The 24,354-nt window shown below is 72.6% G+C and carries 22 protein-coding genes and 1 pseudogene; 16 read left to right on the top strand and 7 right to left on the bottom strand.

Going from position 1 to position 24,354, the window contains the following annotated elements; all coding sequences use genetic code 11:
* Positions 1-192: 192 nt before the first annotated feature.
* Positions 193-2,406, bottom strand: a complete 2,214-nt coding sequence (locus P1P70_RS16515) for a LuxR C-terminal-related transcriptional regulator (protein ID WP_319237908.1) — start codon at positions 2,404-2,406, stop codon at positions 193-195.
* Positions 2,407-2,515: 109 nt separating this feature from the next.
* Here P1P70_RS16515 and P1P70_RS16520 point away from each other — a divergent pair, with 109 nt between their 5' ends.
* On the top strand, positions 2,516-3,202 hold the full coding sequence (locus P1P70_RS16520; protein ID WP_319237911.1) for an esterase/lipase family protein: 687 nt from the start codon (positions 2,516-2,518) through the stop codon (positions 3,200-3,202).
* Positions 3,203-3,324: 122 nt separating this feature from the next.
* Complete coding sequence (locus P1P70_RS16525) at positions 3,325-4,011, top strand: class I SAM-dependent methyltransferase (protein WP_319237914.1); 687 nt, start codon at positions 3,325-3,327, stop codon at positions 4,009-4,011.
* Here P1P70_RS16525 and P1P70_RS16530 read toward each other — a convergent pair.
* Complete coding sequence (locus tag P1P70_RS16530) at positions 3,980-4,354, bottom strand: fic family toxin-antitoxin system, toxin component (RefSeq protein WP_319237917.1); 375 nt, start codon at positions 4,352-4,354, stop codon at positions 3,980-3,982. The genes P1P70_RS16525 and P1P70_RS16530 overlap by 32 nt on opposite strands.
* Before the next feature lie 4 nt (positions 4,355-4,358).
* On the bottom strand, positions 4,359-4,598 hold the full coding sequence (locus P1P70_RS16535; protein WP_220650197.1) for a toxin-antitoxin system HicB family antitoxin: 240 nt from the start codon (positions 4,596-4,598) through the stop codon (positions 4,359-4,361).
* A 190-nt stretch (positions 4,599-4,788) separates the two neighbouring features.
* Here P1P70_RS16535 and P1P70_RS16540 point away from each other — a divergent pair, with 190 nt between their 5' ends.
* From P1P70_RS16540 to mug, 11 genes are all read left to right on the top strand, one after another.
* Positions 4,789-5,652, top strand: coding sequence for an ABC transporter ATP-binding protein (locus P1P70_RS16540; RefSeq protein WP_319237920.1), 864 nt, complete (start codon positions 4,789-4,791; stop codon positions 5,650-5,652).
* Between the two features lie 4 nt (positions 5,653-5,656).
* Positions 5,657-8,227 (top strand): ABC transporter permease, encoded by a 2,571-nt coding sequence (locus P1P70_RS16545; RefSeq protein WP_319237922.1) that lies wholly within the window; start codon positions 5,657-5,659, stop codon positions 8,225-8,227.
* Between the two features lie 49 nt (positions 8,228-8,276).
* Positions 8,277-9,194: an LLM class F420-dependent oxidoreductase gene (locus tag P1P70_RS16550; RefSeq protein WP_319237925.1), complete on the top strand. Its 918-nt coding sequence runs from the start codon at positions 8,277-8,279 to the stop codon at positions 9,192-9,194.
* A gap of 116 nt (positions 9,195-9,310) precedes the next feature.
* Positions 9,311-9,736 carry a GNAT family N-acetyltransferase gene (locus P1P70_RS16555; protein ID WP_319237930.1) on the top strand — a complete coding sequence of 142 codons (426 nt, stop codon included), beginning with the start codon at positions 9,311-9,313 and terminating at the stop codon, positions 9,734-9,736.
* Positions 9,737-9,984: 248 nt separating this feature from the next.
* Positions 9,985-11,322, top strand: a complete 1,338-nt coding sequence (locus P1P70_RS16560; RefSeq protein WP_319237933.1) for a hemolysin family protein — start codon at positions 9,985-9,987, stop codon at positions 11,320-11,322.
* Entirely contained in the window at positions 11,319-12,335 is a 1,017-nt protein-coding gene (locus P1P70_RS16565; protein WP_319237936.1) for a hemolysin family protein, read from the top strand. The genes P1P70_RS16560 and P1P70_RS16565 overlap by 4 nt, the downstream gene beginning before the upstream one ends.
* Positions 12,336-12,448: 113 nt before the next feature.
* Positions 12,449-13,318 carry an SGNH/GDSL hydrolase family protein gene (locus P1P70_RS16570; RefSeq protein WP_319237939.1) on the top strand — a complete coding sequence of 290 codons (870 nt, stop codon included), beginning with the start codon at positions 12,449-12,451 and terminating at the stop codon, positions 13,316-13,318.
* A 263-nt stretch (positions 13,319-13,581) separates the two neighbouring features.
* Positions 13,582-14,682 carry an amidohydrolase family protein gene (locus tag P1P70_RS16575; RefSeq protein WP_319237942.1) on the top strand — a complete coding sequence of 367 codons (1,101 nt, stop codon included), beginning with the start codon at positions 13,582-13,584 and terminating at the stop codon, positions 14,680-14,682.
* 93 nt (positions 14,683-14,775) lie between these two features.
* Positions 14,776-15,126, top strand: coding sequence for a DUF4326 domain-containing protein (locus P1P70_RS16580; RefSeq protein WP_319237944.1), 351 nt, complete (start codon positions 14,776-14,778; stop codon positions 15,124-15,126).
* An 81-nt stretch (positions 15,127-15,207) separates the two neighbouring features.
* Positions 15,208-16,650 carry an adenylosuccinate lyase gene (purB, locus tag P1P70_RS16585; protein ID WP_319237946.1) on the top strand — a complete coding sequence of 481 codons (1,443 nt, stop codon included), beginning with the start codon at positions 15,208-15,210 and terminating at the stop codon, positions 16,648-16,650.
* Positions 16,651-16,694: 44 nt separating this feature from the next.
* Positions 16,695-17,192 (top strand): G/U mismatch-specific DNA glycosylase, encoded by a 498-nt coding sequence (gene mug, locus P1P70_RS16590; protein WP_319237948.1) that lies wholly within the window; start codon positions 16,695-16,697, stop codon positions 17,190-17,192.
* Between the two features lie 99 nt (positions 17,193-17,291).
* Here the strand turns inward: mug and P1P70_RS16595 are convergent, their stop codons facing one another.
* Entirely contained in the window at positions 17,292-17,729 is a 438-nt protein-coding gene (locus P1P70_RS16595) for a hypothetical protein (RefSeq protein WP_319237949.1), read from the bottom strand.
* Between the two features lie 189 nt (positions 17,730-17,918).
* Here P1P70_RS16595 and P1P70_RS16600 point away from each other — a divergent pair, with 189 nt between their 5' ends.
* The gene (locus P1P70_RS16600) at positions 17,919-19,076 is read left to right on the top strand and encodes an ROK family transcriptional regulator (RefSeq protein ID WP_319237952.1); all 1,158 of its coding nucleotides are present in this window, start codon (positions 17,919-17,921) and stop codon (positions 19,074-19,076) included.
* Between the two features lie 97 nt (positions 19,077-19,173).
* Here P1P70_RS16600 and P1P70_RS16605 read toward each other — a convergent pair whose 3' ends face one another.
* Entirely contained in the window at positions 19,174-19,935 is a 762-nt protein-coding gene (locus P1P70_RS16605) for a GntR family transcriptional regulator (protein ID WP_319237954.1), read from the bottom strand.
* Positions 19,936-20,097: 162 nt separating this feature from the next.
* Positions 20,098-20,988 carry an RNA polymerase sigma-70 factor gene (locus P1P70_RS16610; protein WP_319237957.1) on the bottom strand — a complete coding sequence of 297 codons (891 nt, stop codon included), beginning with the start codon at positions 20,986-20,988 and terminating at the stop codon, positions 20,098-20,100.
* Between the two features lie 174 nt (positions 20,989-21,162).
* Between P1P70_RS16610 and P1P70_RS16615 the strand changes: the two genes are divergently transcribed.
* On the top strand, positions 21,163-21,996 hold the full coding sequence (locus P1P70_RS16615; RefSeq protein ID WP_319237959.1) for an alpha/beta fold hydrolase: 834 nt from the start codon (positions 21,163-21,165) through the stop codon (positions 21,994-21,996).
* Between the two features lie 183 nt (positions 21,997-22,179).
* Here P1P70_RS16615 and P1P70_RS16620 read toward each other — a convergent pair.
* Positions 22,180-23,070 (bottom strand): annotated as a pseudogene (locus P1P70_RS16620) (DMT family transporter); the annotation flags it as partial.
* Here P1P70_RS16620 and P1P70_RS16625 point away from each other — a divergent pair.
* A partial coding sequence (locus tag P1P70_RS16625; RefSeq protein WP_319237962.1) for a PLP-dependent aminotransferase family protein occupies positions 23,061-24,354 on the top strand: 1,294 nt, incomplete at its 3' end. The pseudogene P1P70_RS16620 and the gene P1P70_RS16625 sit on opposite strands and share 10 nt — an antisense overlap.

Raw genomic sequence — 24,354 nt, forward strand, 5'->3', positions numbered from 1 at the left:
GAGATTTGTATAAGGGACAGGGCTCGCGCCGGGGCTCGGTGGGGTGTGGGACGCGGTTTCCTTCAGTGCCGCCGAAGCCGCGCCGTAGGGGTTCCGCGATCGGTCGCCTGCGAGATCGTCGTGGCTGGTCGCGCCCCGCGGCGGAGCCGCAGATGTGACAGCCCCGCGCCCCTGACGGGGCACGGGCCGGCCTCACGTATCCGTCTCCCCCAACAGCCGCACCAGCTCGATCCTCGATCTGATCCCCAACCGCGAGAACACGCCCCGCAGATGGTGGTCGATCGTGCGCGGGCTCAGCAGCAGTCGTGCGGCGATCTCCCGGTTCGTAGCGCCCTCCGCCGCCATGCGGGCGATCATCAGCTGCTGGGCGGTGAGCCGGGTGGCGAAATCCTCGGTGCCGGGCGCGGCGGAGGCACGCTCCCCCAGGGCCCGGAGTTCCGCGCGGGCCTGGGACGCGCAGTGCGGGGAGCCGAAGTGGTCGAAGGCCTCCAGGGCGCTGTGCAGGCGGTCGCGGGCCTCGGTGCGGTTGCGGAGCCGCCGCAGGGCGCTGCCGAACAGCAGTTCCGTACGGGCGCGTTCGAAGTCGCGGGTGCCGGAGGCGTGCAGGTCGAGCGCGGTGCGGTAGTGCTCGACGGCTTCGTCGCCGGTCTCGAGGAGGGCTCGGCAGCGGGCGCTGAGCGCGAGGTCGTCGGCGCTGCGGACGGTGCGGGCCCAGCGGTCGTAGTCGGCGTGCGCGGCGACGGCCACCCTGGTGTCGCCGGTGCGGACGGCGGCCTCGACGTAGTGCGGGGTGGCGAGGTGCCGGATGGCCCGGTGCCCGTGCCCGGGGCCGAACCCGGCGAGGGCCCGCAGCCGGGCGGCCGAGGCGGCGTACCGGCCGGTGCTCAGGTCGAGGAAGGCGAGGGCGAACATGGCGAGCGCGGCGGGCAGTCCGAGGCCGCGCTCCAGGGCGTACGCGCGGGCGGACTCGGCGCGCTCCCGGCACACCTCCTCGTCGCCGGTGATGGCGGCGAACATCGCGAGGGCGGCCTGGAGGTGGCAGGCCCCGTTGTCCTGCCCGGTGGCGTACGCCTGGCGCAGGGCGTCCACGGCGGCGGCCTCGGCGGCCTTGGGGCGCCCGGTCCAGAATTCGGCGTAGGCGCGGAACTCCATGGCCTGCGGCACGGTGACCGTCTCGCCGCGGGCCCGCGCGGAGGCGGCGGCGCGGGCGGTGGCGGTGAAGGCGCGGGTGTGGTCGCCGAGGAGGAGGGCGGCGATCCCGGAGTGGATGAGCTGGGTGGGGTCGCCACCGGGACCGCAGCGCCCGGCGGCGGCTTCGAGGACGTCGCGGGCGTCGTCGTAGCGTCCCTCGAACGCGGCGGCGAGGGCGCCCAGGGTGCTGGGCGGCGGGACGCCGAGCCCGTCGGCGACGGCGGCGGCCTCGCGGCAGCGGCGGAGGTCGCCGGTGTAGATGGCGGCCTCGGTGGCTCGTGCCAGCAGATGGGCGGCCCGGTCCGAGGAGTGGTCGCCGACATGCCGGACGGTGGCGGTGAGCAGGGCGTCGAACGCCTCGGTGGCGTTGCCGGCGCGCAGGGCGAGGAGTCCGCCGAGGGCGTCGTCGTCGGTGGCGGCGACGAGGCGGCGGGCCCGGTCGCCGTCGCCGGACTGCCAGGCCTCGGCGGCGGCCTGGGCCAGCAGGGGCGCGCGTTCGGCCGGTTCGGGAGTGAGGCCCGCGGCGCGTTCGGCGAGGGCGGAGGCGAGGGCCGGGTCGCCGATGGCACGTGCCACCCGTGACGCGAGGCGGAGTTCGGCGGCGAGGCGGCGGCTGGGTCCGAGGGCGGCGGCGGCCCGGTGCCAGGACCGGCCGGGTCGCTCGCCCTCGCCGTTGAGGACGGCGGCGAGGAGGCGGTGGGCCTCGCGCCTGTCGGCCGTGGACGCGGACTCGTAGACGGCGATGCGGGTCCAGGCGTCCCGGAAGACGATGCCCTGGGCCGTGGTGTGGGCGAGGCCCGCCGCCTCCGCCGTGTCGAGGGGGCGGGTGTCGAGCCCGGCGGCGGTGACGGCGCGCGCGTAGGCGTGCGTCGCTACCGGGTACTGGTCGGCGGCGGCGAGGAGCAGCAGGAAGCGGGTGTCGTCGGGCAGGGCCCGTACGTGCCGCCGGTGGGTCCGCAGCAGGGCGGGGGCCAGTGCCAGGGGTTCGGCGGGGAGCGGGTCGAGGCCCGTGAGCTGGCGCCGGGTGAGGGCGGCGGCGAGTTCCGCGGCGGCCCGGGGGTCGCCGTGGGCGGCGTGCAGCAGGCGTACGCGCACGCCTTCGGACAGCGTCGGCACGGGGGCCGACGCTGCGTTCGGGCTCGACCACGCGTTCGTGGGGGGCGGTGGCGAGCGATGCGGAAGTTGTGGGGGGTTCACCGGAGTCACCACGCTCATCACGTTACTTGCGAGTTAACCGGCCAGTAAAGACCGGCGATTTCGCCGATGCGGCGCGCGTAGACCCCGCTGACACTCCTGACGAACCCCACCCGTTTCAGGAGGCACCATGCATCGCCGCATGCGCCGTATCGCCACGGCCCTCGCGACCGTGACCAGCACGCTCCTTGTGTCGCTCTCCTTCTCGGCGACCTCCGCCCAGGCCGCCACCCACAACCCGGTCGTCTTCGTGCACGGACTGAGCAGTTCGTCCAGCAGTTGGGACGACTGGGTCGCGTACTTCAAGGCGGACGGCTACACCGCCTCCGAGCTGCACTCCTGGTCCTACGACTGGGGCCAGTCCAACGTCACCACGGCGGCCCAGCTGAAGACCAAGATCGACAGTGTGCGCGCCTCCACGGGCGCCGCGAAGGTCGACGTGGTGGTGCACTCCATGGGCGCGCTCAGCTCCCGTTACTACCTGAAGAACCTGGGCGGGACGGCGTACGTGGACGACTTCGTCTCCACGGCCGGTGTGAACCACGGGACGACCGTCGCCGGTTGGTGCCGGTGGCTCTACACGTCCTGCGGCGAGATGTACACCGGCAGCTCGTTCCTGACCTCGCTCAACTCCGGTGACGAGACACCGGGCAGCGTGTCCTACGCCAGCTACTGGTCGAACTGCGACGACGCGCTCACCCCGGACACCACCGCGATCCTCAGCGGCGCGACGAACGTCGAGGTCGGCTGTGTCTCGCACAACGAGATGAACAACGACCACGGGGTGTACGAGCAGGTGCGCAACTTCATCGCCTGACCCGGCACCCGCTGCCGTACCCCACCCGTCGCACAGTCGTTCCCCACGGCCGTGCGACGGGTGAGCCGGTGCTTCCCGGGGGAGAATCGCGGTATCCGCACCGCCCTCTCCGGGAGGTCCTCATGGCCCGCGCCCGCGCCGCGAAGGACGCCGTGCACCACCCCCTCTTCGCCCGGTTCTACGCCAGACTGAGCGTGTCGGCGGAGCCGAGGATCGGCCCGCTGCGCGACGAGTTGCTCGCCGGGCTGTCGGGGCGCGTCATCGAGATCGGGGCCGGCAACGGCCTGAACTTCGCCCGCTATCCCGGCGCCGTCTCCGAGGTGGTGGCGATCGAACCCGAGCACTCGCTGCGGCGGCTGGCCCTGGAGGCCGCCCTGCGCGCCGAGGTGCCGGTGGACGTGGTGCCGGGCGCGGCGGAGGCGCTGCCGGTCAAGAGCGAGGCGTTCGACGCGGCCGTGGTGTCACTGGTGCTGTGCAGTGTGCGGGACGTACGGCGCTCGCTGAGCGAGGTGCGCCGGGTGTTGCGCCCCGGCGGTGAGCTGCGGTTCTTCGAGCACGGCCGGGGCGGTGGGCGGGCCATGCGGACGGCCCAGCGGGCGCTGGACGCCTCGGTGTGGCCACTGCTGTTCGGCGGCTGCCACGTCTCCCGTGATCCGGTCGACGCGCTGCGGGCCGCCGGGTTCGAGGTCGGGGCGGTCCGGGAGGCCCTGGTGCCGGAGCAGGGGCCGCGGCTGCCCAGCTCCTACTGCGTGCTGGGCCGGGCGCGGCGGCCTGGCCTCACTGACTCCACTGACGCAGCTCCCGCGTGATGTCGTGCACGCCTGCCTCGCCGCTCTTGACCAGTCTGGCCAGTTCGCGCACCTGCTCGGCGGAGGTGACGACCTTGACGCCGCTGGCCACGAGGTAGCCGTAGGCGACGGCGGACGCGAACAGCGCGTTGGAGCGCTCCAACGCCGGTACGTGCAGGAGGAGTTGAAGCAGGGCGGCGGCCCGGGCGTGCGGGGTGTCGTAGACGGCGATGTCGAAGATCTGGGCCTCGTGGCGGGCGACCGCCGCGACGAGGGCGCCCCAGTCGGTGACCTGGGGATCGCCGGGCGTCTTGCGTTCGGCGACCATCAGGAGCCAGGCGAGGTCGATACGGAGCTGACTCAAGGGATCAGTGACGTCCCTCGCGCCGGTTCTCGGGTTCGGTGCCGAACTCCTCGGCGAAGACCGCCTCGTACTGCTTCATGAAGTCGGCGGCGGACTCGACGAAAGTGTGGCCCGCCTCGCCGGTGTCCTGCCTGACCAGCTCCTCGATGTACCGGTTCACACTCATCCCGCGCTCCAGGGCTCGTTCTCGGGCGGCTCGGGCCGTGTCCTCGTCCACCCGCACGTTCAGCTGGGTCTTGGCCATGTCTCGACGCTAGCGCCGAAGCGCTAGCGGAAGCAAGGGCGCCCATGAGTGCCCCTTACACCGATCGCTGGAACCCGACCTGCGACGGAGACGGCCTCGAACCTCGGGGGGATTTCGGCTGTGCCCTGGGTCACACTAGGCTCGGCCGAGAACGCCCGGAATTCGAACTGGTTCGAGCCTGGAGGCCGTTTTGTCCACTGCTGCCGCTGAGCACACCCTCGGCCGCGCGGAAGGCGACGGCATCGCCGCCCGCGCCCGGGGCCTGACGAAGGCGTACGGCTCGGGCGAGACGGCGGTCCTCGCCCTCGACTCGGTCGACGTGGACATCGCGCGCGGCCGTTTCACCGCCGTGATGGGCCCCTCGGGGTCGGGCAAGTCCACGTTGATGCACTGCCTGGCCGGACTCGACACCGTCTCGGCCGGAGGGGTCTGGCTCGGGGACACCGAGATCACCGGACTCAGGGAACGCGACCTGACCCGGCTGCGCCGGGACCGGATCGGCTTCATGTTCCAGTCCTTCAACCTGATCCCCACGCTGAACGCGGCCGAGAACATCACCCTGCCCATGGACATCGCGGGCAAGAAGCCCGACGAGAAGTGGCTGGCCCAGGTCATCGACACGCTCGGGCTGCGGGACCGGCTGAGGCACCGGCCCGCCCAGCTCTCCGGCGGCCAGCAGCAGCGCGTCGCCTGCGCCCGTGCCCTCGCCTCCCGGCCCGAGCTGATCTTCGCGGACGAGCCCACCGGGAACCTCGACTCCCGCGCCGGGCTCGAAGTGCTCGGCTTCCTGCGCGAGGCGGTGGACCAGCTGGGCCAGACGGTCGTCATGGTCACCCACGACCCCGGCGCCGCCGCCCACTCCGACCTGGTGCTCTTCCTCGCGGACGGGCGGATCGTGGACCGCATGGAGCGTCCCTCGGCCGACGCCGTCCTGGAGCGCATGAAGCGCTTCGACACCGTCCGGGCGGCCTTCACGCCCGAGGGCACGCCCACCACCGGGGCGGGGGCCGGGGCCACCGACGCCGACGCCGACGCCGACGTCGACAAGGACTGAGACCGTGCTCAAGGCGACCCTGCGGAGTTTCCTGGCACACAAGGGGCGGCTGCTGCTCTCGGCCCTCGCGGTGATCCTGTCCGTGGCGTTCGTCGCGGGCAGTCTGATCTTCTCGGACACGGTCACCCGCACCTTCGACCGGCTCTTCGCCTCCACCTCGGCCGATGTGACCGTGGGCCCCAAGGACGACGGGCTGGAGGGCCAGCTGCCGACCGGCGCGGTGGAGACGGTGCCCGCCTCGCTCGCCGAGCGCGTCGCGGGGATCGACGGTGTGGCGGACGCCCACGTCGACGCGTCCGTGGAGAACGTCACGGTCGTCGACAGCGACAACGAGTCGGTGGGGCCGACGACGGGCGCCCCCACCATCGCCACCGGCTGGCATCCCACCGACCGCAGCCCGGTGAAGCTGACGAGCGGGCACGCGCCGGAGGGCCCGGGTCAGGCGCTGCTGGACGCGGACACCGCGGAGAACAAGGACGTACGGATCGGCGACACCCTGACCGTCCTCGCGCGGCCGGGCTCCTTCGAGGTGAAGGTCGTCGGCATCGCCACCTTCACCACGACCAACCCCGGTTCCGCGCTCGTCTTCCTCGACACCCGGGTCGCGCAGACCGAGCTGCTGGGCGATCGCGACGCCGCCACCAGCATCTCGGTGACCGCCGGGCCGGGGGTGAGCGACGACGCGCTCAAACGCCGGATCGCCGACGCGCTGGGGCCCACCGCGTACGAGTACGAGACCGCCGACGAGCAGGCCGAGTCGGCCGCCGCCTCGCTCGGCGGCTTCCTCGACGTCATCAAGTACGTGATGCTCGGCTTCGCCGGCATCGCGACGCTCGTCGGGATGTTCCTCATCGTCAACACCTTCTCGATGCTCATCGCCCAACGCACCCGCGAACTGGGCCTGTTGCGCGCGCTGGGTGCCGACCGGCGGCAGGTGCGGCGGTCGGTGCTGACCGAGGCGGCGCTGCTCGGCCTGGTCGGGTCGACGCTCGGTCTCGCCGCGGGCATCGGGCTGGCCTTCGGACTGATCGCGCTGATGGGCGCCTTCGGGATGAACCTGAAGTCGACCGAGATGGTCATCGGCGTCGGAACGCCCGTCGCGGCCTACGTCGTGGGGCTCGGCGTGACCTTCGTGGCGGCCTATCTGCCGGCGCGGCGGGCGTCGGCCGTGTCGCCGATGGCGGCGCTCGCGGACGCCGAGATCGCCGGGGTCGGACGGCCGTTGAAGGTGCGCGCGGTGGTCGGAGCGGTCGTCGGGGCGGCGGGTGCCGCCGCGCTCGTGGGGTGCGCGGTGTCGTCGGACACGGGATCGGCGGCCTCCCTGCTCGGCCTCGGCGTGGTCCTCACCCTCGTCGCGACGGTCGTCGCGGGACCGCTCCTCGTCCGGCCGGTGATCCGGGTCCTGGGCGGGGCGATCCCCGCGCTGTTCGGCTCCGTCGGACGGATGAGCCAGCGCAACGCCCTGCGCAACCCGCGGCGGACCGGAGCCACCGCCGCCGCGTTGATGGTGGGGATCGCGCTGGTCGGCGGCATGTCCGTGGCGAGCGCGTCGATGACGAAGTCCTTCGACCAGGAGATCGACAAGACCCTCGGTGCCGACTTCGTCGTCCAGAACCAGAACTTCCTGCCGTTCCCGCAGGAGGTCACCGACCGGATCCGCGCCACCGACGGCGTCGGCCTCGTGGTGCGGCAGCGGTTCACCCCCGTCGCGGTACGGCTGCCGGACGGCGAACGGATCGAGACGACCGCCGCGGCCTACGACGGGCGGCTCGACGAGGTCGCGAACGTCACCTACGCCCAGGGCGACAGCGCGGCCGCCCTCGCGGACGGTGCCATCGCCATGGACGTCGACTTCGCGCGGGAGCACGACGTGACGGTGGGCGACACGCTCCCGGTGCGATTCCCCGCCGGGAAGAACGCCGAGCTGAAGGTGGCCGCGCTCACCGACCAGGACACCGCCGACGGCTTCGGGATGCGGGGCGGGCTGTTCTTCGGCATGGGCACCATCGAGACCCAGGTGCCCGACGGGCAGGACTCGGCCCTGTACGTGAACACCGGCTCCGGCGCGGACGCCGACGAGCTGCGTGCGAACCTGGAGCGGACGCTGGAGGCGTATCCGCAGGTGCAGGTCCGCGACCAGGCCGACTACAAGGAGCTGGTCCGGGGCCAGATCGCCGTCCTGCTCTACCTGGTCTACGCGTTGCTGGGCCTCGCGATCGTCATCGCGGTGCTCGGCGTGGTCAACACCCTCGCGCTGTCGGTGGTGGAGCGCACCCGGGAGATCGGGTTGCTGCGCGCGATCGGGCTGGCCAGGCGGCAGTTGCGGCGGATGATCCGGCTGGAGTCGGTGGTGATCGCCGTGTTCGGTGCCGTCCTCGGGCTCGCGCTGGGGCTGGTCTGGGGCGTGTGCGTGCAGCAGATCCTGGCGCTCCAGGGGATGAAGGCGCTGGCGATCCCGTGGGGCACGGTCGTCGCCGTCGTGCTCGGCTCCGCGGTCGTGGGCGTGGTGGCGGCCCTGCTGCCCGCCCTGCGGGCGTCCCGGATGAACGTGCTGGCGGCCATCGCGCACGAGTGATGTACTCGCCGGTGTGCCGACTCAAGTCCCTTGTCAGTGAGGAGAGTTCATGCCGCGCCCGTTCCGCTTCGGAGTCAGCCTGCTCAGCCCCACGTCGGGCGGGGAGTGGCGCGCGAAGTGCCGCCGCGCCGAACAGCTCGGCTACGACGTGATCCTGGTCCCCGACCATCTGGGCATGCCGGCCCCGTTCCCGTCGCTGGTGGCCGCGGCGGAGGCGACCGAGCGGCCGCGGCTCGGCACCTTCGTGCTCAACGCGGGCTTCTGGAACCCGACGCTGCTCGCCCGCGAGGTCGCCACCACGGACGCGCTGACCGGCGGACGGCTGGAGCTGGGGCTCGGCACCGGGTACGTGGCGGCCGAGCACGAGAAGGCCGGTCTGCCGTGGGGGTCGGCCGGTGAGCGGGTGGACCATCTGCTGCGCACGGTCGAGGAGTTGGACCGGCTCCTCGGTTCCGACGACCTCCCCCACTCTCGGCTGCGCTCGAGCGGGGGGACCCCCATGCCACGCCCCGCGCAGCGGACCCGGGTGCCGTTGCTGATCGGCGCCAACGGTGACCGGGTGCTGCGCGCCACCGCCGAACACGCGGACATCGCGGCGTTCACGGGCGCGCGGACGGTCGCGGGCGGGAAGCTGGAAGCGCTGACCGCCGAGGAGCTGGACGAACGGGTCGGCCGGTACCGGGAGTTCGCCGCCGGGCGGAAGGAACCCGCCGAGCTCAACCTGCTGATCCAGATCGTCGAGCTGACCGAGGACCGCGCCGCCGCCGTGCGGCCGTGGCTCGGCCACCTGCCGAAGCTCAGCGAGGAGCAGGTCCTCCAGCTGCCGCTGGTCCTGGTGGGGACGCTGGAGGAGATCGTCGACCAGGTGCTGGCACAACGGGAGCGGTACGGCTTCTCGTACCTGACCGTCCTGGAGCCGAACATGGAGGTCTTCGCGAAGGTGGTCGAGGCACTGCGGGGCAGGTGAGACGAGCGGTCGCGCGGCGGGGCGACCGCTCCCGGCCGGTGCTCCCCCGGTGGGCGGGCCTCGTCCGGATTCTGGAATCTCAGGTCGTCGCGCGGCCCCCGTGATGGGATCCGATCATGACCGACCTGCGTATACGGGCCGCGACGCCCGACGATCTCGACGCCGTGCTCGCCTTCTGGAAGGTGGCCGCCGAGGGCACGAGCATCAGTGACGACCGCGAGGGCGTGGAGCGGCTCGTGGCCCGCGACCCCGAGTCACTGATCCTCGCCGAGCTGGACGGAGAGCTGGTGGGCACGGTCGTCGCCGGCTTCGACGGCTGGCGATGCCATCTGTACCGGCTGGCGGTGCACCCCGGGCGCCGCCGCAGGGGCATCGGCTCGGCGCTGCTCACCGCCGCCGAGGAGCGGTTCGTACGGCTCGGCGGGCGGCGCGGCGAAGCGATGGTGCTCGTGCGGAACGAGACGGCCCAGCATGCCTGGCGAGCGGCCGGGTACGCGCCGGAGGAGAAGTGGCGGCGATGGGTGAAGCCGCTCGGGAACTGACCGCCTCCCGCCGGGACCGACCCGCCTTTGCCGATCCTTTACCATGGGTGGACCCGTCAACCTCCACGGAAAGGTTGTGAGCGTCCGCCCATGGGCGAGCCTCCCAGTACCAGCGCCCCACGTCGTACCGGCACCGATGTCCGACGCCGCACCAGCACCGACGCCCGACGCCGTACCGGCACCGGCGCGGGCGCCCGACGTCGCGCATTCCTGCCGCCTCTGTCCGACCATGGGACGGAGGTGACCCGATGACCGAAGTGCTCCTCCTTCTGGTGGCGGTGCTGCTCTCGCTGATCTGTGGTGCCTTCGTCGCCGCGGAGTTCTCGCTGACCACCGTCGACCGGGGCCGGCTGGAACGGGCCGTGGAGCGCGGCGAACGGGGTGCCGCGGGCGCCCTCAAGGCCGTCCGGAATCTGACGTTCCAGCTCTCCGGCGCCCAGCTCGGCATCACCGTCACCAACCTGGTCGTCGGCATGCTCGCCGAGCCGTCCATCGCCAAGCTGATCGCGGGCCCGTTGGAGGCGGTCGGCGTGCCGGCCTCCGCGTCGAGCTCGGTGGCCCTCGTGATCGGTACGGCCCTGTCGACCGTCGTGCTGATGGTCGTCGGCGAGCTGGTGCCCAAGAACTGGGCGATCTCGGCACCGCTTCCGGTGGCGAAGAAGGTGGCGAACCCGCAGCGCTGGTTCAGCGCCGCGTTCCGGCCGTTCATCACCCATCTCAACAACACCGCCAACCGTCTCGTACGGCTCTTCGGCATCGAGCCGGCCGAGGAACTGGCCTCCGCGCGCGGCCCCCAGGAGCTGGCGGCCCTCGCCCGGCACTCGGCCAAGGAGGGCGCCCTGGAGGAGGACACCGCCGAGCTGTTCGTGCGCACGCTGAATTTGGCCGATCTGACCGCGGAGAACGTGATGACCCCGCGCGTCCAGGTCATCGCCCTCGAAGCCCAGGCGACCTGCGAGGACGTGGCCAACGCCACCCGGGCCACCGGCCTGTCCCGCTTCCCCGTCTACCGGGGCAGCCTGGACTCGGTCATCGGCACCGTGCACATCAAGGACGTCCTCGCCGTGCCCGCCGAGCGCCGCCTGCGCACGTCCGTCGCCGAACTGCTGCGCGAGCCGCTGCTCGTGCCCGAGTCGCTGACCGTCGACCGGGTCCTCGACCGGCTCTCCGGCAAGCGAACGATGGCCGTCGTCATCGACGAGTACGGCGGTACCGCCGGCGTCGTGACGCTGGAGGACATCGTCGAGGAGGTCGTCGGCGAGGTCCGCGACGAGCACGACCCGCACGAGACACCCGACCTGGCCCCCGTCGGCAGCGACGAGAACGGCCGCGAGCTGTACTCGGCCGACGGCTCGGCCCGCACCGACCAGCTCGCCCGCGTCGGCCTGCGCGCGCCCGAGGGGCCGTACGAGACCCTCGCGGGCCTCGTCGCCACCGAACTGGGCCGTATCCCGGCCGTCGGGGACAGCGTGGAGGTCGCCGGCTGGCGGCTCGACGTGGTGGACGCGGCCGGGCGCCGGGCCGCGCGGGTGCTGCTGCACGCGCCGGTCGCGTCCGCCGAGGAGCACGAGGAGGAGACCCGATGACCGCCGTCCAGCTGCTGATCGGCTTGGCGACGCTGGTCGTCAACGCCTTCTTCGTGGGCGCCGAGTTCGCCCTGATCTCCGTACGCCGCAGCCAGATCGAACCGTACGCCGAACAGGGCGACCGCAGGGCCCGCAGTGTGCTGTGGGGTCTGGAGCACGTGTCCGCGTTGATGGCGGCCGCGCAGCTCGGCATCACCCTGTGCACCCTGGTGCTCGGTGTGGTCGCGGAGCCCGCGATCGAACACCTGCTGGAGCCGCTGTTCCACGCGGTGGGTGTGCCGGAGGGCGCGGGTCACGCGATCTCGTTCGTGATCGCCCTGGCGCTCGCCACCTATCTCCACATGCTGCTCGGCGAGATGGTGCCGAAGAACATCGCCCTGGCGGAGCCGGTACGCAGCGCCCTGCTGCTCGGTCCGCCGCTGGTGACGCTGTCGCGTGCGCTGCGCCCGGTGATCTTCACGGTCAACGCCTTCGCGAACACGCTGCTGAAGCTGATGCGGATCGAGACGAAGGACGAGGTCGCGGCGACCTTCTCGGACACCGAACTGGCCCGTCTCGTCGCGGACTCCAGCGAGGCCGGGCTGATCGACGACCGCGCGCAGGAGCGGCTGCGCGACGCGCTCGAACTGGGCCGTCGACCCGTGCGGGACGTGGTGCTCCCGCTGGAGCGCGTGGTCTACGCGGGCATGGGGGTCACCCCGGAGGAGCTGGAGCGGCTGTCGGCCGAGTCCGGCTTCTCCCGCTTCCCCGTGGTCGACGAGGGGCGCCGGATCGTGGGCTACCTCCATGTGAAGGACGCGCTCGACGCGGCCCCGAGGGACGTGCCGTTCTCCGTCCGGGACATGCGGTCCATCGCCCGGGTGCGGGAGACCACGCCCCTGGACGACGTGCTCACCGCGATGCGCCGCAGCCGGACGCACCTGGCGGCCGTGCTGGGCGAGGACGGGCGGCTCGGGGGCATCGTGACCATGGAGGACGTCCTGCGGGAGCTGTTCGGACAGCCGGCCGTCTGAGGCACGCCGCCCGCTGCCCATCCTCAGCCCGAGGGCGGGCGGCGGGCGGCGGGCGGCTGTGAGCAAAGTGACCGACCGCTGGGTATGTGCTTCGGGGTACCATTTTCGACGCCATGCAGACGAATCACAGCCCCGCCGGTCCTCCCGCCTCTGGTCCCGCCCACTCCAGCCTCGTCACGGTCGGCGACTCCTTCACCGAGGGCATGTCCGACCTCCTCCCCGACGGTACGTACCGTGGCTGGGCGGACCTCCTCGCCGGCCGCATGGCCGCGCGGACGCCCGGTTTCCGGTACGCCAACCTCGCGGTGCGCGGGAAGCTGATCGGCCAGATCGTCGCCGAGCAGGTGGAGGTCGCGGCCTCGATGGAGGCGGACGTCATCACCCTGGTCGGCGGCCTGAACGACACACTCCGGCCGAAGTGCGACATGGGCCGGGTGCGCGGCCTGCTGGAGGAGGCGGTGGAGCGTCTCGCCCCCGCCTGCAAGCAGCTCGTCCTGATGCGCAGCCCCGGCCGCCAGGGCCCCGTCCTGGAGCGGTTCCGGCCGCGCATGGAGGAGCTGTTCGCATGCGTCGACGACCTGGCCGCCCGGCACGGCGCCCTCGTCGTCGACCTCTACGGCGCTGCCTCGCTGAGCGATCCCCGCATGTGGGACGTGGACCGGCTGCACCTGACCGCCGAAGGGCACCGCCGGGTCGCCGAGGCGGTCTGGCAGACGCTCGGCCACGAGGCGGAGGACCCGGAGTGGCGGACGCCGATGCCCGTCACCCCGCCGCCCGGCTGGACCGCCCGCCAGGTGGCCCACGCGCGGTTCGCCCGGCAGTACCTGCTGCCGTGGATAGGGCGCCGTCTCACCGGCCGCTCCTCCGGGGACGGCCGGACAGGCGCCCAGTTCAGCGCTGAGCTGGGCAAAGCCTTCTGGGTCACCCCTATGGACGACACGAACCCCGGACCTGTGACGGGCTGGCGACGGCTGGGAACGTGACCCTGATCCTCGTCCGGATGCCCGGCACCGGTCGAAGTACAGGTGGATCCGTATCGATGCCGCGCACGACGCCCTCCCCATCGGCGGTCCGCACTCGGCGCCCGGCCCTCGAAGCCGTACGACGGCGGGAACGGCCGGGCGCCGCCCTCCGGACCGCGTCCGTCCGAGGTAACCAGCCTCGAACAGGGCACGCCGTGCTGATCACAGGCCCGTCGCCGGGCCATCGTGGTGCAGCAAGCCGGAGCTACGGATGGGATACGCGGATGCCGGAATCGACCGAGGCCATGAGTCGGCGCAGTCTGCTGATCACCGGTGGCGCGGTGGCGACCACCGTCGCCGCCACGGGTGGGGCCAGCGCTCTGGCCAGGGAGGAAGCGGGGCCCCAGGGCTCGCAGAGCGGTGACGACGGCAGCCGTTCGAGGATCGATGTCCACCACCATTTCACCGCTCCGGCATGGGTCGACTGGGCCGAGCGTGAGGGCCTGGTGCGGCGGCAGGAACTGCCGTGGTGGGCACGCTGGGACCTGGACTCCACTCTGGCGCTGATGAACCGGGTGGGCATCGCGACCGCGGTGCTCAACCCCACCATGCAGGACCGGTACCGCTCCGCCGCGCAGGCCAGGGAAGGCCTCACTGTCGTCTTCGAGGCAATGGCCGACCTGGTGGCCGCACACCCCGGCCGTTTCGCCATCCTCGCCCCTGCTGTCCTGGACCATCCCGATGTGACCACGTGGGCTCTCCAACACGCCTTCGACGAGCTCGGTGCCGTCGGAGTCAGCGTGAAAGCCAACTACAACGGCATCTACCTCGGCGACCCCTCCTACGACCGCTTCCTCGCCGAACTCGACGAACGCTCCGCTGTCCTTGTCACCCACCCGCTCGACCTCCCGGGCGGACCACCCGGCGTGCCCACCGTCCCCGGAATCCCGAACTTCATGTGCGACTTCCTGCTGGATTCCACGCGTGCCGCCGTGAATCTGATCCGTACCAGGACACTCGACCGCTACCCCCACCTGTCAGTCGTCCTGCCACACGCCGGCGGGTTCCTCCCTCAGATCGCCACCCGCATGAAGGCCTTCGGCAGCTTCTGCACCCCACCCCTCGACGCCGCCCGTGTCCAGGACTATCTCCACCGCTTCTACTACGACACGGCGGGCCCGCTGGCCCCCTCGGGCACGCTGGTGGCCACGGCCGGTGCCGACCGGATCCTCTTCGGCACCGACTGGCCGGCCGCCTCCGCCGACATCATCACCGGCTTCACGGTCCCGGCCGTCGAGACCGACCCCGTCTTCACCAACCGCCAACGCCGCGGCATCTACCGTGACAACGCCCTCCGCCTCATGCCCACGCTCAAGCGCACGTAGGGCACTTCTGATGGATCTCCGCAGGAGAAACAGCGGTGTTCGGTGCGTGCTGCCGGCGCGTAGCGTAGGGAGCCGTCCTGCCGGGAGGCGCGTGTGACCACGACCGTGATCAACCTCAAGGGCCGCATCCGCGACTTCGGACCCCGGATGGAGTTCGCCCCCAGCGACCTCGTCTACATCGGACGCCGCTGGACCATGGGCCACTGGGACCTGCCGCAGCACCCGCTCTACAACCCGTTCCAGTACGACACCGAGAAGAAGAAGCGCGACGGGACGCGGGCCGAGATCATGGCGAAGTACCGGGAGTACCTGACGGCCGACCCCGAGCTGATGGCCCTCGTGCCGGAGCTGCGCGGGAAGACGCTGGCCTGCTGGTGCGCGCCCGAGCCGTGCCACGGAGACATCCTGGCGGAGCTGGCCGACGGCGCGGAGTCCTCCGCCTAGGCTCCGGCGATCCTCTTCGTAGGTTCCTCCGAAGAGACCCTCGGCGCTCACCTGCACGAATCGCCAGTAGAATCCGTACACGTGACTTCTGCGCCAGCCAAGCCCCGCATCCCGAACGTCCTCGCCGGACGCTACGCCTCCGCCGAGCTCGCCACGCTCTGGTCGCCCGAGCAGAAGGTGAGGCTGGAGCGGCAGCTCTGGCTGGCCGTGCTGCGGGCCCAGAAGGACCTCGGCATCGAGGTGCCGGACGAGGCGCTCGCCGACTACGAGCGGGTCCTCGACACCGTCGACCTGGCCTCCGTCGCCGAGCGCGAGAAGGTCACGCGGCACGACGTGAAGGCGCGGATCGAGGAGTTCAACGACCTCGCCGGGCACGAGCACGTGCACAAGGGCATGACCTCCCGGGACCTCACCGAGAACGTCGAGCAGTTGCAGATCCGGCTCTCCCTGGAGCTGGTCCGCGACCGTACGGTGGCCGTCCTGGCGCGGCTCGGCAAGCTGGCCGGTGAGTACGGCGAGCTGGTCATGGCCGGCCGCTCGCACAACGTGGCCGCGCAGGCCACCACCCTCGGCAAGCGGTTCGCGACCGCCGCCGACGAACTGCTCGTGGCGTACGGCCGCGTCGAGGAGCTGCTCGGCCGCTACCCGCTGCGCGGCATCAAGGGCCCGGTCGGCACGGCCCAGGACATGCTCGACCTGCTGGGCGGGGACGCCGCCAAGCTGTCGGAGCTGGAGGACCGGATCGCCGGGCACCTCGGCTTCGCGCAGGCGTTCACCTCGGTCGGCCAGGTCTACCCGCGCTCGCTGGACTACGACGTGGTGACCGCGCTGGTGCAGCTGGCGGCGGCCCCCTCCTCGCTGGCCAAGACGATCCGGCTGATGGCCGGGCACGAGCTGGTGACCGAGGGCTTCAAGCCCGGTCAGGTCGGCTCGTCCGCCATGCCGCACAAGATGAACACGCGGTCGTGCGAGCGCGTCAACGGCCTCATGGTCATCCTGCGCGGCTACGCCTCGATGACGGGCGAGCTGGCCGGTGACCAGTGGAACGAGGGCGACGTGTCCTGCTCGGTGGTGCGCCGGGTCGCGTTGCCGGACGCCTTCTTCGCGCTGGACGGTCTGCTGGAGACCTTCCTGACCGTCCTCGACGAGTTCGGCGCGTTCCCGGCGGTCGTCGCGCGCGAGCTGGACCGCTACCTCCCCTTCCTCGCCACGACGAAGGTGCTGATGGGCGCGGTGCGGGCGGGCGTCGGCCGTGAGGTGGCGCACGAGGCCATCAAGGAGAACGCCGTCGCCTCCGCGCTGGCCATGCGCGAGCAGGGCGCCGAGCGCAACGAGCTGCTCGACAAGCTCGCCGCCGACGACCGCATCCCGCTGGACCGTGCCGGGCTGGACGCGCTGATGTCCGACAAGCTCTCCTTCACCGGCGCCGCCGCCGACCAGGTCGCCGTCGTCGTCGGCCGGATCGAGGAGATCGTGAAGCAGCGTCCGGAGGCCGCCGGTTACACGCCGGGGGCGATCCTCTGACCCGCTACACCCAGGCCGAACTGGAGGCCGCCCGCGACCGGCTGGTGCCGGACGTCACCGCGGACGGCCTCCGCGTCCTTTTCTGCGGCATCAACCCGGGGCTGATGACGGCCGCCTCGGGCCACCACTTCGCCCGCCCCGGCAACCGCTTCTGGCCCGTCCTGCACCTGTCCGGCTTCACGCCCCGGCTCCTGAAGCCGTCCGAGCAGGGTGAACTGCCGTCGTACGGGCTCGGCATCACCAACGTCGTCGCCCGCGCCACGGCGCGCGCCGACGAGCTGACGGCCGAGGAGTACGTGGAGGGCGGCCGGCTGCTGACCGCCAAGGTGGAACGGCTGCGCCCGCGCTGGCTCGCGGTGGTCGGTGTGACCGCGTACCGCGCCGCCTTCGGCGACCGCAAGGCCGCCGTCGGACCGCAGGAGAGGACGATCGGGGCCTCATGTGTGTGGGTGCTGCCCAACCCGAGCGGACTGAACGCGCACTGGACGGCGGCGACCATGGCGGAGGAGTTCGCCCGACTGCGGGTGGCGGCGGAGGGCTGAGCGGCCGCACGTCGGCCCGGCCGCCCGCCGCACGTCGGCCCGGCCGCCCGCCGCACGTCGGCCTGGCGGCACGGGCTGCCCGGCGCCGCGCCCGGCTGGTCAAGGCGGGTCTATCTCCGTTATCAACGCGACGAGTTGGAACGGCAGTTCCTTGTCCCACTGGGAGACGCCGAGGGCGACCCAGCGGCCGTCGACCTGCCAGAGGTGCAGGTCGGGGACGTGGGAACTGAGCGCCGCCCAGGGCTCGGGTACGTCCTCGCCGTCCATCGACCGGTCGAGGACGCTCCAGAGGCTGAACACGGCCGGGGCACCCCAGCGTGCGGTGAGCAGCTCCGACAGGGCGTCGCGGTCCGCCTCGAACTGTTCCTCGGTCTCCTCGCGCCGTGTGCCGTCGTCCTCCCAGAAGTCGGCGCTCGTCCGTAACTCGGCGACGTGGTACCCCGGCCCCGCCGTGCCGACGTCCGACCGGCCGGACTCCGCGGGGAACTCCTCGGAGCGCAGCCGGTCGATCACGGCGAGGTGGTGCGTGATGCTCATGCGGTCCAGTAAAGCGGGCACCACTGACAATTGGCACGGCGTCAGGAGACCGGGGCGGGGCACGGTGACGATCGGCATGGTCATGGGTCCCTGGGAATTCGTGCAGGTCGGGGGCGGCGGGCACTCGCCGGGGTGCGTCGTGGCGAGTACGATCCGGCAGACATCGGGCGCGAGCTGGGAGGACGGGCGTTGGGGCCACTGACCGGCGGGGATCCTTCTCTGCTTCGAAGAATCAACTCGGCCGTGGTGCTGCACGCGCTGCGGGCCACGGACCACGCGACGCTGACCGAGATCACCAGGGTCACCGGGCTGTCCCGGCCCACGGTCGAGGGTGTCGTGGAGGGGTTGGTGGAGGCCGGGCTGGTGGTCGAGCGGGCCGCCGAGGAGGGTGCCGCCCGGCGGCAGGGGCGCCCGGCACGGCGCTACCGGTTCCGGGCCGAGGCCGGCCATCTGCTGGGGCTGGACGTGGGCTCGCACCGGGTGGCCGCTCTGCTCGCGGACCTCGACGGGCGGGTGCTGGGCTCGCTGTCCAAGGAGGTCTCCGAGTCGGCGTCGGCGGACGACCGGCTGGAGCGGCTGCGCTCGACCGTCGCCGAGCTGCTCCGCAGGTCCGGTGTGTCACGCGGTTCGCTGCGCGCGGTCGGGGTGGGCAGTCCTGGGGTCATCGAGGCCGACGGCGCCGTACGCCTGTGCTCGGCCCTGCCGGAGTGGACGGGACTGAACCTGGGCGAGCGGCTGAGCCGTTCCTTCAAGTGCTCCGTGCTGGTCGAGAACGACGCCAACGCGGCCGCCGTGGCCGAGCACTGGAAGGGTGCCGCCACCGAGTCCGACGACGTGGTGTTCGTGCTGGCGGGGCTGAGCCCGGGTGCCGGTTCGCTGATCGGCGGGCGGCTGCACCGGGGGTACGGCGGCGCGGCCGGGGAGATCGGCGCGCTGCATCTGCTGGGCCGGGAGGCCACCCCGGAGACGCTGCTGTCGACCACGGGCGAGCCCCTGCACCCGCTGGACGAGCAGGCGGTCGCCGAGGTCTTCAAGCACGCGCGCGAGGGCGACGCGCGGGCCCGTGAGGCCGTCGACCGCTTCATACAGCGGCTCGTCCACGACGTGACGGCCCTCGTCCTGGCCCTCGATCCCGAGCTGGTCGTCGTCGGCGGCTGGGCCGCCGGCATCGACGACGTCCTCGACCCCCTGCGCCGCGAGCTGGCCCGCTACTGCCTGCGTCCGCCCCGGGTCGCCCTCTCCCGGCTGGGCGAGGCGGCCGTCGCCATGGGCGCGCTCCGGCTCGCCCTGGACCACGTCGAGGAACAGCTCTTCGCGGTGGAGGGCACGGTGACGGCGCGCCGCTGAACCACCGGCGGGCACAGGGACGCCGCGCCCCGGGGTCCGGGGCGCGGCAGTGGCTGCGGTCGGTGCGGTGCGGCCGGAGACAACGCTGTCGGCGCCGTCAGGACGCGCGGCGCTCCGGGCCGTGGTGGATTTCGACGCCGCCCGAGGCACCGAAGGTCAGGCGGCACGTGTCAGCACGGTAGGTGGCCAGGGAGACAGCCGCCGTGCGTCCCTCGGCGAAGAAGCGGGTGGTGACGACCAGGACGGGCGCGCCCGGCAGCCGGTCCAGCTCCTTGGCGTCGTCCGCGCGGGCGGAGCCCAGCTCCACCGAGCGGTCCTGTCGCTCCAGTTCCAGGCGCTGCAGCTCGCGCAGGACGGCACGCGCGCGTGCGGCACCGGAGGGCGCGTCTATGGCGGAGAGGGCGGGCACCGAGGCCGCCGGGACGTAGAGCAGTTCGGCGGCGACGGGCTGGCCGTGCGACATGCGGGAGCGGCGTACGACGTGCACCTGCTCCCCGTGGACGCTCTCCAGGATGTCGGCGACCGCCACGGGCGGAGCCGATGCTGTGCAGTCCACGGCCTGCCAGGCGTCGCCCACGGTGCCCGGCCAAGCGTGCTGTTCGGTGCCGACGGCGACACCCACGCGCGGGGGCGCCACGGTGGTGCCGACGCCGCGACGGCGCTGCAGTCGACCCTCCAGTTCGAGCTGCTCCAGCGCTTGGCGAAGGGTGGCCCGGGCGACGCCGAAGCGGGCCGCGAGGTCACGTTCGTTGGGCAGGATCTCCCCCACCGAGAACTCGGAGTCCAATGCCTCACTGAGCACGGTCTTCAGATGCCAGTACTTCGGTTCCGGCACCGATTCCAGCTGCTGGGTCCCCACCCTGTCCTCCGCTGCTTCGCCGTGGCCCGGCGGCGTTTTTAGCGCCCTTGTTTATTAAAGGTTGTTGCACTTTCTTGCGACCATAGGCGTGCCCCCACCCTTGGTCAAGACCAATCATCGAACCCCCGGGCGTCCGGCGGGCCGGACGCCCGACAGCGTTCATCAAGGCTTCACGACCGCCAGGGAGAGCAGCTTCTCCGGGTTGCGGACGATGTAGACGCACTGGATGCGCCCGTCGGCGACGTCGAGTTGGAAGACGCTGTCGACCTTGTCGCCGGTCAGGAGGACCACGGCGAAACCGCCGTTGATCTCCATGAACCGGAACGACGCCTCCCGCACGCCCTTGCCGGCCGCGCCGTGCACGAACCGGCCCACCTTGTCGGCGGTTTCGAGGACGCGCACCGGGGCCTTTCCGATGCCGCCGCCGTCGCCCACGAGACGGACGTCGGGGGCCAGCAGCGCCATGAGTCCGTCGAGGTCGCCGCCTGCCGCGGCGGCGAGGAACTTCTCCGTGAGCGCTCGGCGTTCGCCGGGATCCACCTCGTAGCGCGGGCGCCGCTCGTCGACATGGCGGCGGGCCCGCCCGGCGAGCTGGCGCACGGCCGGCTCGGCGCGGTCGATCATGGCCGCGATCTCGGCGTACGGGTAGCCGAAGGCCTCCCGGAGCACGAACACGGCGCGCTCCAGGGGCGAGAGCGACTCCATGACGACCAGGACGGCGAGCGAGACGGTGTCGGCGAGGACGGCCCGCTCGGCGGTGTCCGGGACGGTGGCCGCGTAGTCGGTGACGTAGGGCTCGGGGAGCCAGGGGCCGGGGTACGTCTCGTTGCGGGACTGCACCTGGCGCAGCCGGTCGATGGCGAGCCGGGTGGTGACACGGACCAGGTAGCCGCGCGGTTCGCGCACGTCGGAGCGGTCGGCTCCGGACCAGCGCAGCCAGGCCTCCTGGACCACGTCCTCGGCGTCGGCGACCCGGCCGAGCATCCGGTAGGCGACTCCCATCAGGACGGGGCGGTGCTCTTCGAAGACGTCGATCGCGATGTCGGTGGTCACCGTCCCATCCCAACCCGAGGGGCTGGGCCGTGTCCAGGCGATTCCGGTGATCGCTGCCGTCCGATGCGCGCGGCTTGTTACTCCCGGGGACTACCCGCCGGTAGCAGTTGCTGACAAGCTGTCTACGACCGCCGCAGGCCGGCGCGTCCATCCGCCCAGACGAGGAGCTGCACCATGTCCGCCGCCACGGTCTCCTTCCAGGTCCCCTCCCCGCTCGGTCCGCGGTCCGTGACGGTCTCCTACACCCGCGAGGGCACCGGTGAACCGCTGCTCCTGCTGCACGGCATCGGTCACCACCGGCAGGCCTGGGACCCGGTGACGCACATCCTGGCGGCCGAGCGCGAGGTCATCACCGTCGACCTGCCCGGCTTCGGCGCGTCGCCCGCGCTGCCGGACGGGCTCACCTACGACCTGCCCACGACGACGGCCGTCTTCGGTGCCTTCTGCGAGGCGCTGGAGCTCGACCGCCCCCATGTGGCGGGTAACTCCCTGGGCGGTCTGCTCGCCCTGGAGCTGGGCCGCGAGAAGCTCGTACGGTCCGTCACGGCGCTGTCCCCGGCCGGGTTCTGGAACGAGGCCGAACGGCGTTACGCGTTCGGCGTCCTGCTCACCATGCGGCACATCTCGCGCCGGATGCCGCTCCCGCTGGTGGAGCGGCTGTCCCGGTCGGCGGCCGGCCGCACCGCCCTGACGAGCACCATCTACGCCCGCCCGGGCCGCCGTTCACCCGAGGCGGTGGTCGCCGAGACACTCGCCCTGGCGGGGGCCACCGGGTTCGACGAGACCCTCCGGGCCGGTGGCAGCGTCCTGTTCACCGACGACGTCCCCGGGCTTCCCGTCACCGTGGCCTGGGGCACCCGGGACTGGCTCCTCGTGCGCCGCCAGGGCGTCCGCGCCAAGCGGATCATCCCCGGCGCCCGGCTGGTGCGCCTGCCCGGCTGCGGCCACTGCCCCATGAACGACGACCCCGCGCTGGTCGCCCGCGTCATCCTCGACGGCAGCCGCTGACCGACCCTCGACGGCAGCCGCCGGCCGGCCCTCGACGGCAGCCGCCGGCCGGCCCTCGATGACTGCCGCTGACCCGTCCTCCACGGTGGCCGCCGCCCGGCGGCGGGTCAGCGCCCCCGCTCCCAGGGCGACCCCGGCACCCACCAGCGCGCTCCCGACGGCTTGCGCGGCACCGTAGGAGCCCGTGCCGACGAGGGGGGCCGTGCAGGCGGCGGCCACCGGGATGAGCCCGGAGAAGAGGGTGGCGCGCTCGGCACCGATGCGCTGCACGCCCATGTACCAGCACACGAACCCGACGACCGTGACGACCGCCGCCTGCCACAACAGCGCGGCGGCCTCCGTGCCGTCCGGGCGGCGCAGCCACGCGCCGCCGTCGACGACCATGCCGACGACGGCCGACTCGATCGCGGCCACCGCGCACACGGTCGCCGACAGCAACCACGGCCCGAGCGGTCCCAGCACCGGCACGGCCAGCACCGCGAAGCCGATCTCGCCCGCGAGCGCGCACACCGAGAAGGCGATCCCCGCGCCGTCCGTACGGCCCCAGCCCTGGACGGTGAACGCGCCCACCGCCACCAGCAACGCCCCGTACAGGACCATCCGTCGCGGGCGCCGGCCCTCCGCCAGCGGGACGAGAACGGCCACGGCCATCGGGGCGCAGCCCACGAAGACCCCCGGTACCGCCGGTTCCGCCGAGCGTTCGGCCGCGAGTACGGCGATGTTGAAGCCGACCATACCGACCGCCGCGAGCAGCCCCAGTCGGGCCCACTGCCGTGCGGTGAGACGGCGCAGGGGTGCTGTTCCGCCCCGGCCGAGCAACGGGAGCAGCAGGAGACAGGCTAGGCCGTAGCGGAGGAACTGGCCCCCCGCGTACGGGTAGTCGCCCAGGACGCTGTTGGCGGTGAAGGAACCGCCGACGAGCACGCAGGCGAGGGCGGCGAGGAGGGCGCCGGAGATCGCGGAAGGGGTTCGGGGCGTGCGGGTCGTAGTGGTCGGGGTGGTGGGCGTGGGCTTCATGGTCGCGACGTTAGGAAGGTCGGCGGTCCCGTTTAAGGTCCACTTCCATGACGTCATCGGGGACCAATTCCGGCCAGGGCGACGCACTCTCGGGATCCGCTCCCTGGGCCGCCGCCTGGGAGCTGCTGCTCCCCGTCGCCGACGCGCCCGCACGCGCGCGTGGACGCACGTTGCAGGCGGCGCTGCGGGAGGCGATCCGGTCGGGGCGACTCGCGCGGGGGACACGCCTGCCGGCGAGCCGGGAGCTGGCCGCCGACCTCGGGGTCTCGCGCGGGCTGGTGACGGAGGCGTACGAGCAGCTGGTCGCGGAGGGCTATCTGCGCAGCGGCCGGGGCGCCGGGACCTGGGTGGGGGCCGCCGTGGGCACGCCGGCGCCGCCCCGCGCGCGGGACCTCGCTCCGCGTCCGCCGGGTGCCCGCGCCGACTTCGTGCCCGGGACGCCCGACCTGTCGCTGTTCCCCCGTGCGGCGTGGGCGGCGGCCCAGCGCGGGGTCCTCGCGGAGCTGCCGCACCACGAGCTGGGTTACCCGGATCCGCGCGGGCTGCCCCGGCTGCGCACCGCGCTCGCCGAACTGCTCGCCCGGCGGCGGGGAGTGGTCGCCGACCCGGAGCGGATCGTCGTCGTCTCCGGGGTGGCCCAGGCCACCACGCTCCTCGGATCGGTGCTCCACGCGCGCGGGACACGTGTCGTGGGCGTCGAGGACCCGGGCAGCCCCGAGCACGGGACGCTGTACGCCGCCACCGGGCTCGGCACCGTGCCGTTGCCGCTGGACGACGGGGGACTGGCGGTGGGGCCGCTGCGGGAGTCGGGGGTGCGGGCGGTGGTGACGACGCCGGCGCACCAGTTCCCGACCGGGATCGCGTACACCGCGCGGCGACGGGGCGACCTGCTCGACTGGGCGCGGGCGGTGGACGGGCTGATCGTCGAGGACGACTACGACGGGGAGTTCCGCTACGACCGGGCCCCCGTGGGGGCGTTGCAGGGTCTCGACCCCGAACGGGTCGCCTACACCGGGTCCGTCAGCAAGTCCCTCGCACCGGGGCTGCGGCTCGGGTGGCTGCTCGTACCGGCGTGGCTGGCGGAGGAGGTCGTCGAGCGCAAGCGGACCATGGATCTCGGGCATCCCACCATCGACCAGGCGCTGTTCGCGCGGTTCGTGGAGCGGGGGGACTACGACCGGCAGTTGCGGCGGTGTCAGCGGGCGTATCGGGAGCGGCGTGACGTGCTGGTGTCGGCGCTCGCGGAGCACTTTCCGGGGGCGGAGGTGTCGGGGATCGCCGCCGGGCTGCATGTCATCGTGACGCTGCCGGAGCGGTACGGGGTGGTGGGGCGGTTTCTTG

The sequence above is a fragment of the Streptomyces sp. MB09-02B genome, from assembly GCF_033794485.1.
GTDB lineage: Bacteria > Actinomycetota > Actinomycetes > Streptomycetales > Streptomycetaceae > Streptomyces.

Coding starts and splice junctions, on each gene's coding strand:
- P1P70_RS16575 (WP_319237942.1), top strand. CDS start 13,582: ATGCCGGAATCGACCGAGGCCATGAGTCGGCGCAGTCTGCTGATCACC.
- P1P70_RS16515 (WP_319237908.1), bottom strand. CDS start 2,406: ATGAGCGTGGTGACTCCGGTGAACCCCCCACAACTTCCGCATCGCTCG.
- P1P70_RS16615 (WP_319237959.1), top strand. CDS start 21,163: ATGTCCGCCGCCACGGTCTCCTTCCAGGTCCCCTCCCCGCTCGGTCCG.
- P1P70_RS16570 (WP_319237939.1), top strand. CDS start 12,449: ATGCAGACGAATCACAGCCCCGCCGGTCCTCCCGCCTCTGGTCCCGCC.
- P1P70_RS16525 (WP_319237914.1), top strand. CDS start 3,325: ATGGCCCGCGCCCGCGCCGCGAAGGACGCCGTGCACCACCCCCTCTTC.
- P1P70_RS16535 (WP_220650197.1), bottom strand. CDS start 4,598: ATGGCCAAGACCCAGCTGAACGTGCGGGTGGACGAGGACACGGCCCGA.
- P1P70_RS16560 (WP_319237933.1), top strand. CDS start 9,985: ATGACCGAAGTGCTCCTCCTTCTGGTGGCGGTGCTGCTCTCGCTGATC.
- P1P70_RS16595 (WP_319237949.1), bottom strand. CDS start 17,729: ATGAGCATCACGCACCACCTCGCCGTGATCGACCGGCTGCGCTCCGAG.
- P1P70_RS16520 (WP_319237911.1), top strand. CDS start 2,516: ATGCATCGCCGCATGCGCCGTATCGCCACGGCCCTCGCGACCGTGACC.
- P1P70_RS16555 (WP_319237930.1), top strand. CDS start 9,311: ATGACCGACCTGCGTATACGGGCCGCGACGCCCGACGATCTCGACGCC.
- P1P70_RS16565 (WP_319237936.1), top strand. CDS start 11,319: ATGACCGCCGTCCAGCTGCTGATCGGCTTGGCGACGCTGGTCGTCAAC.
- P1P70_RS16550 (WP_319237925.1), top strand. CDS start 8,277: ATGCCGCGCCCGTTCCGCTTCGGAGTCAGCCTGCTCAGCCCCACGTCG.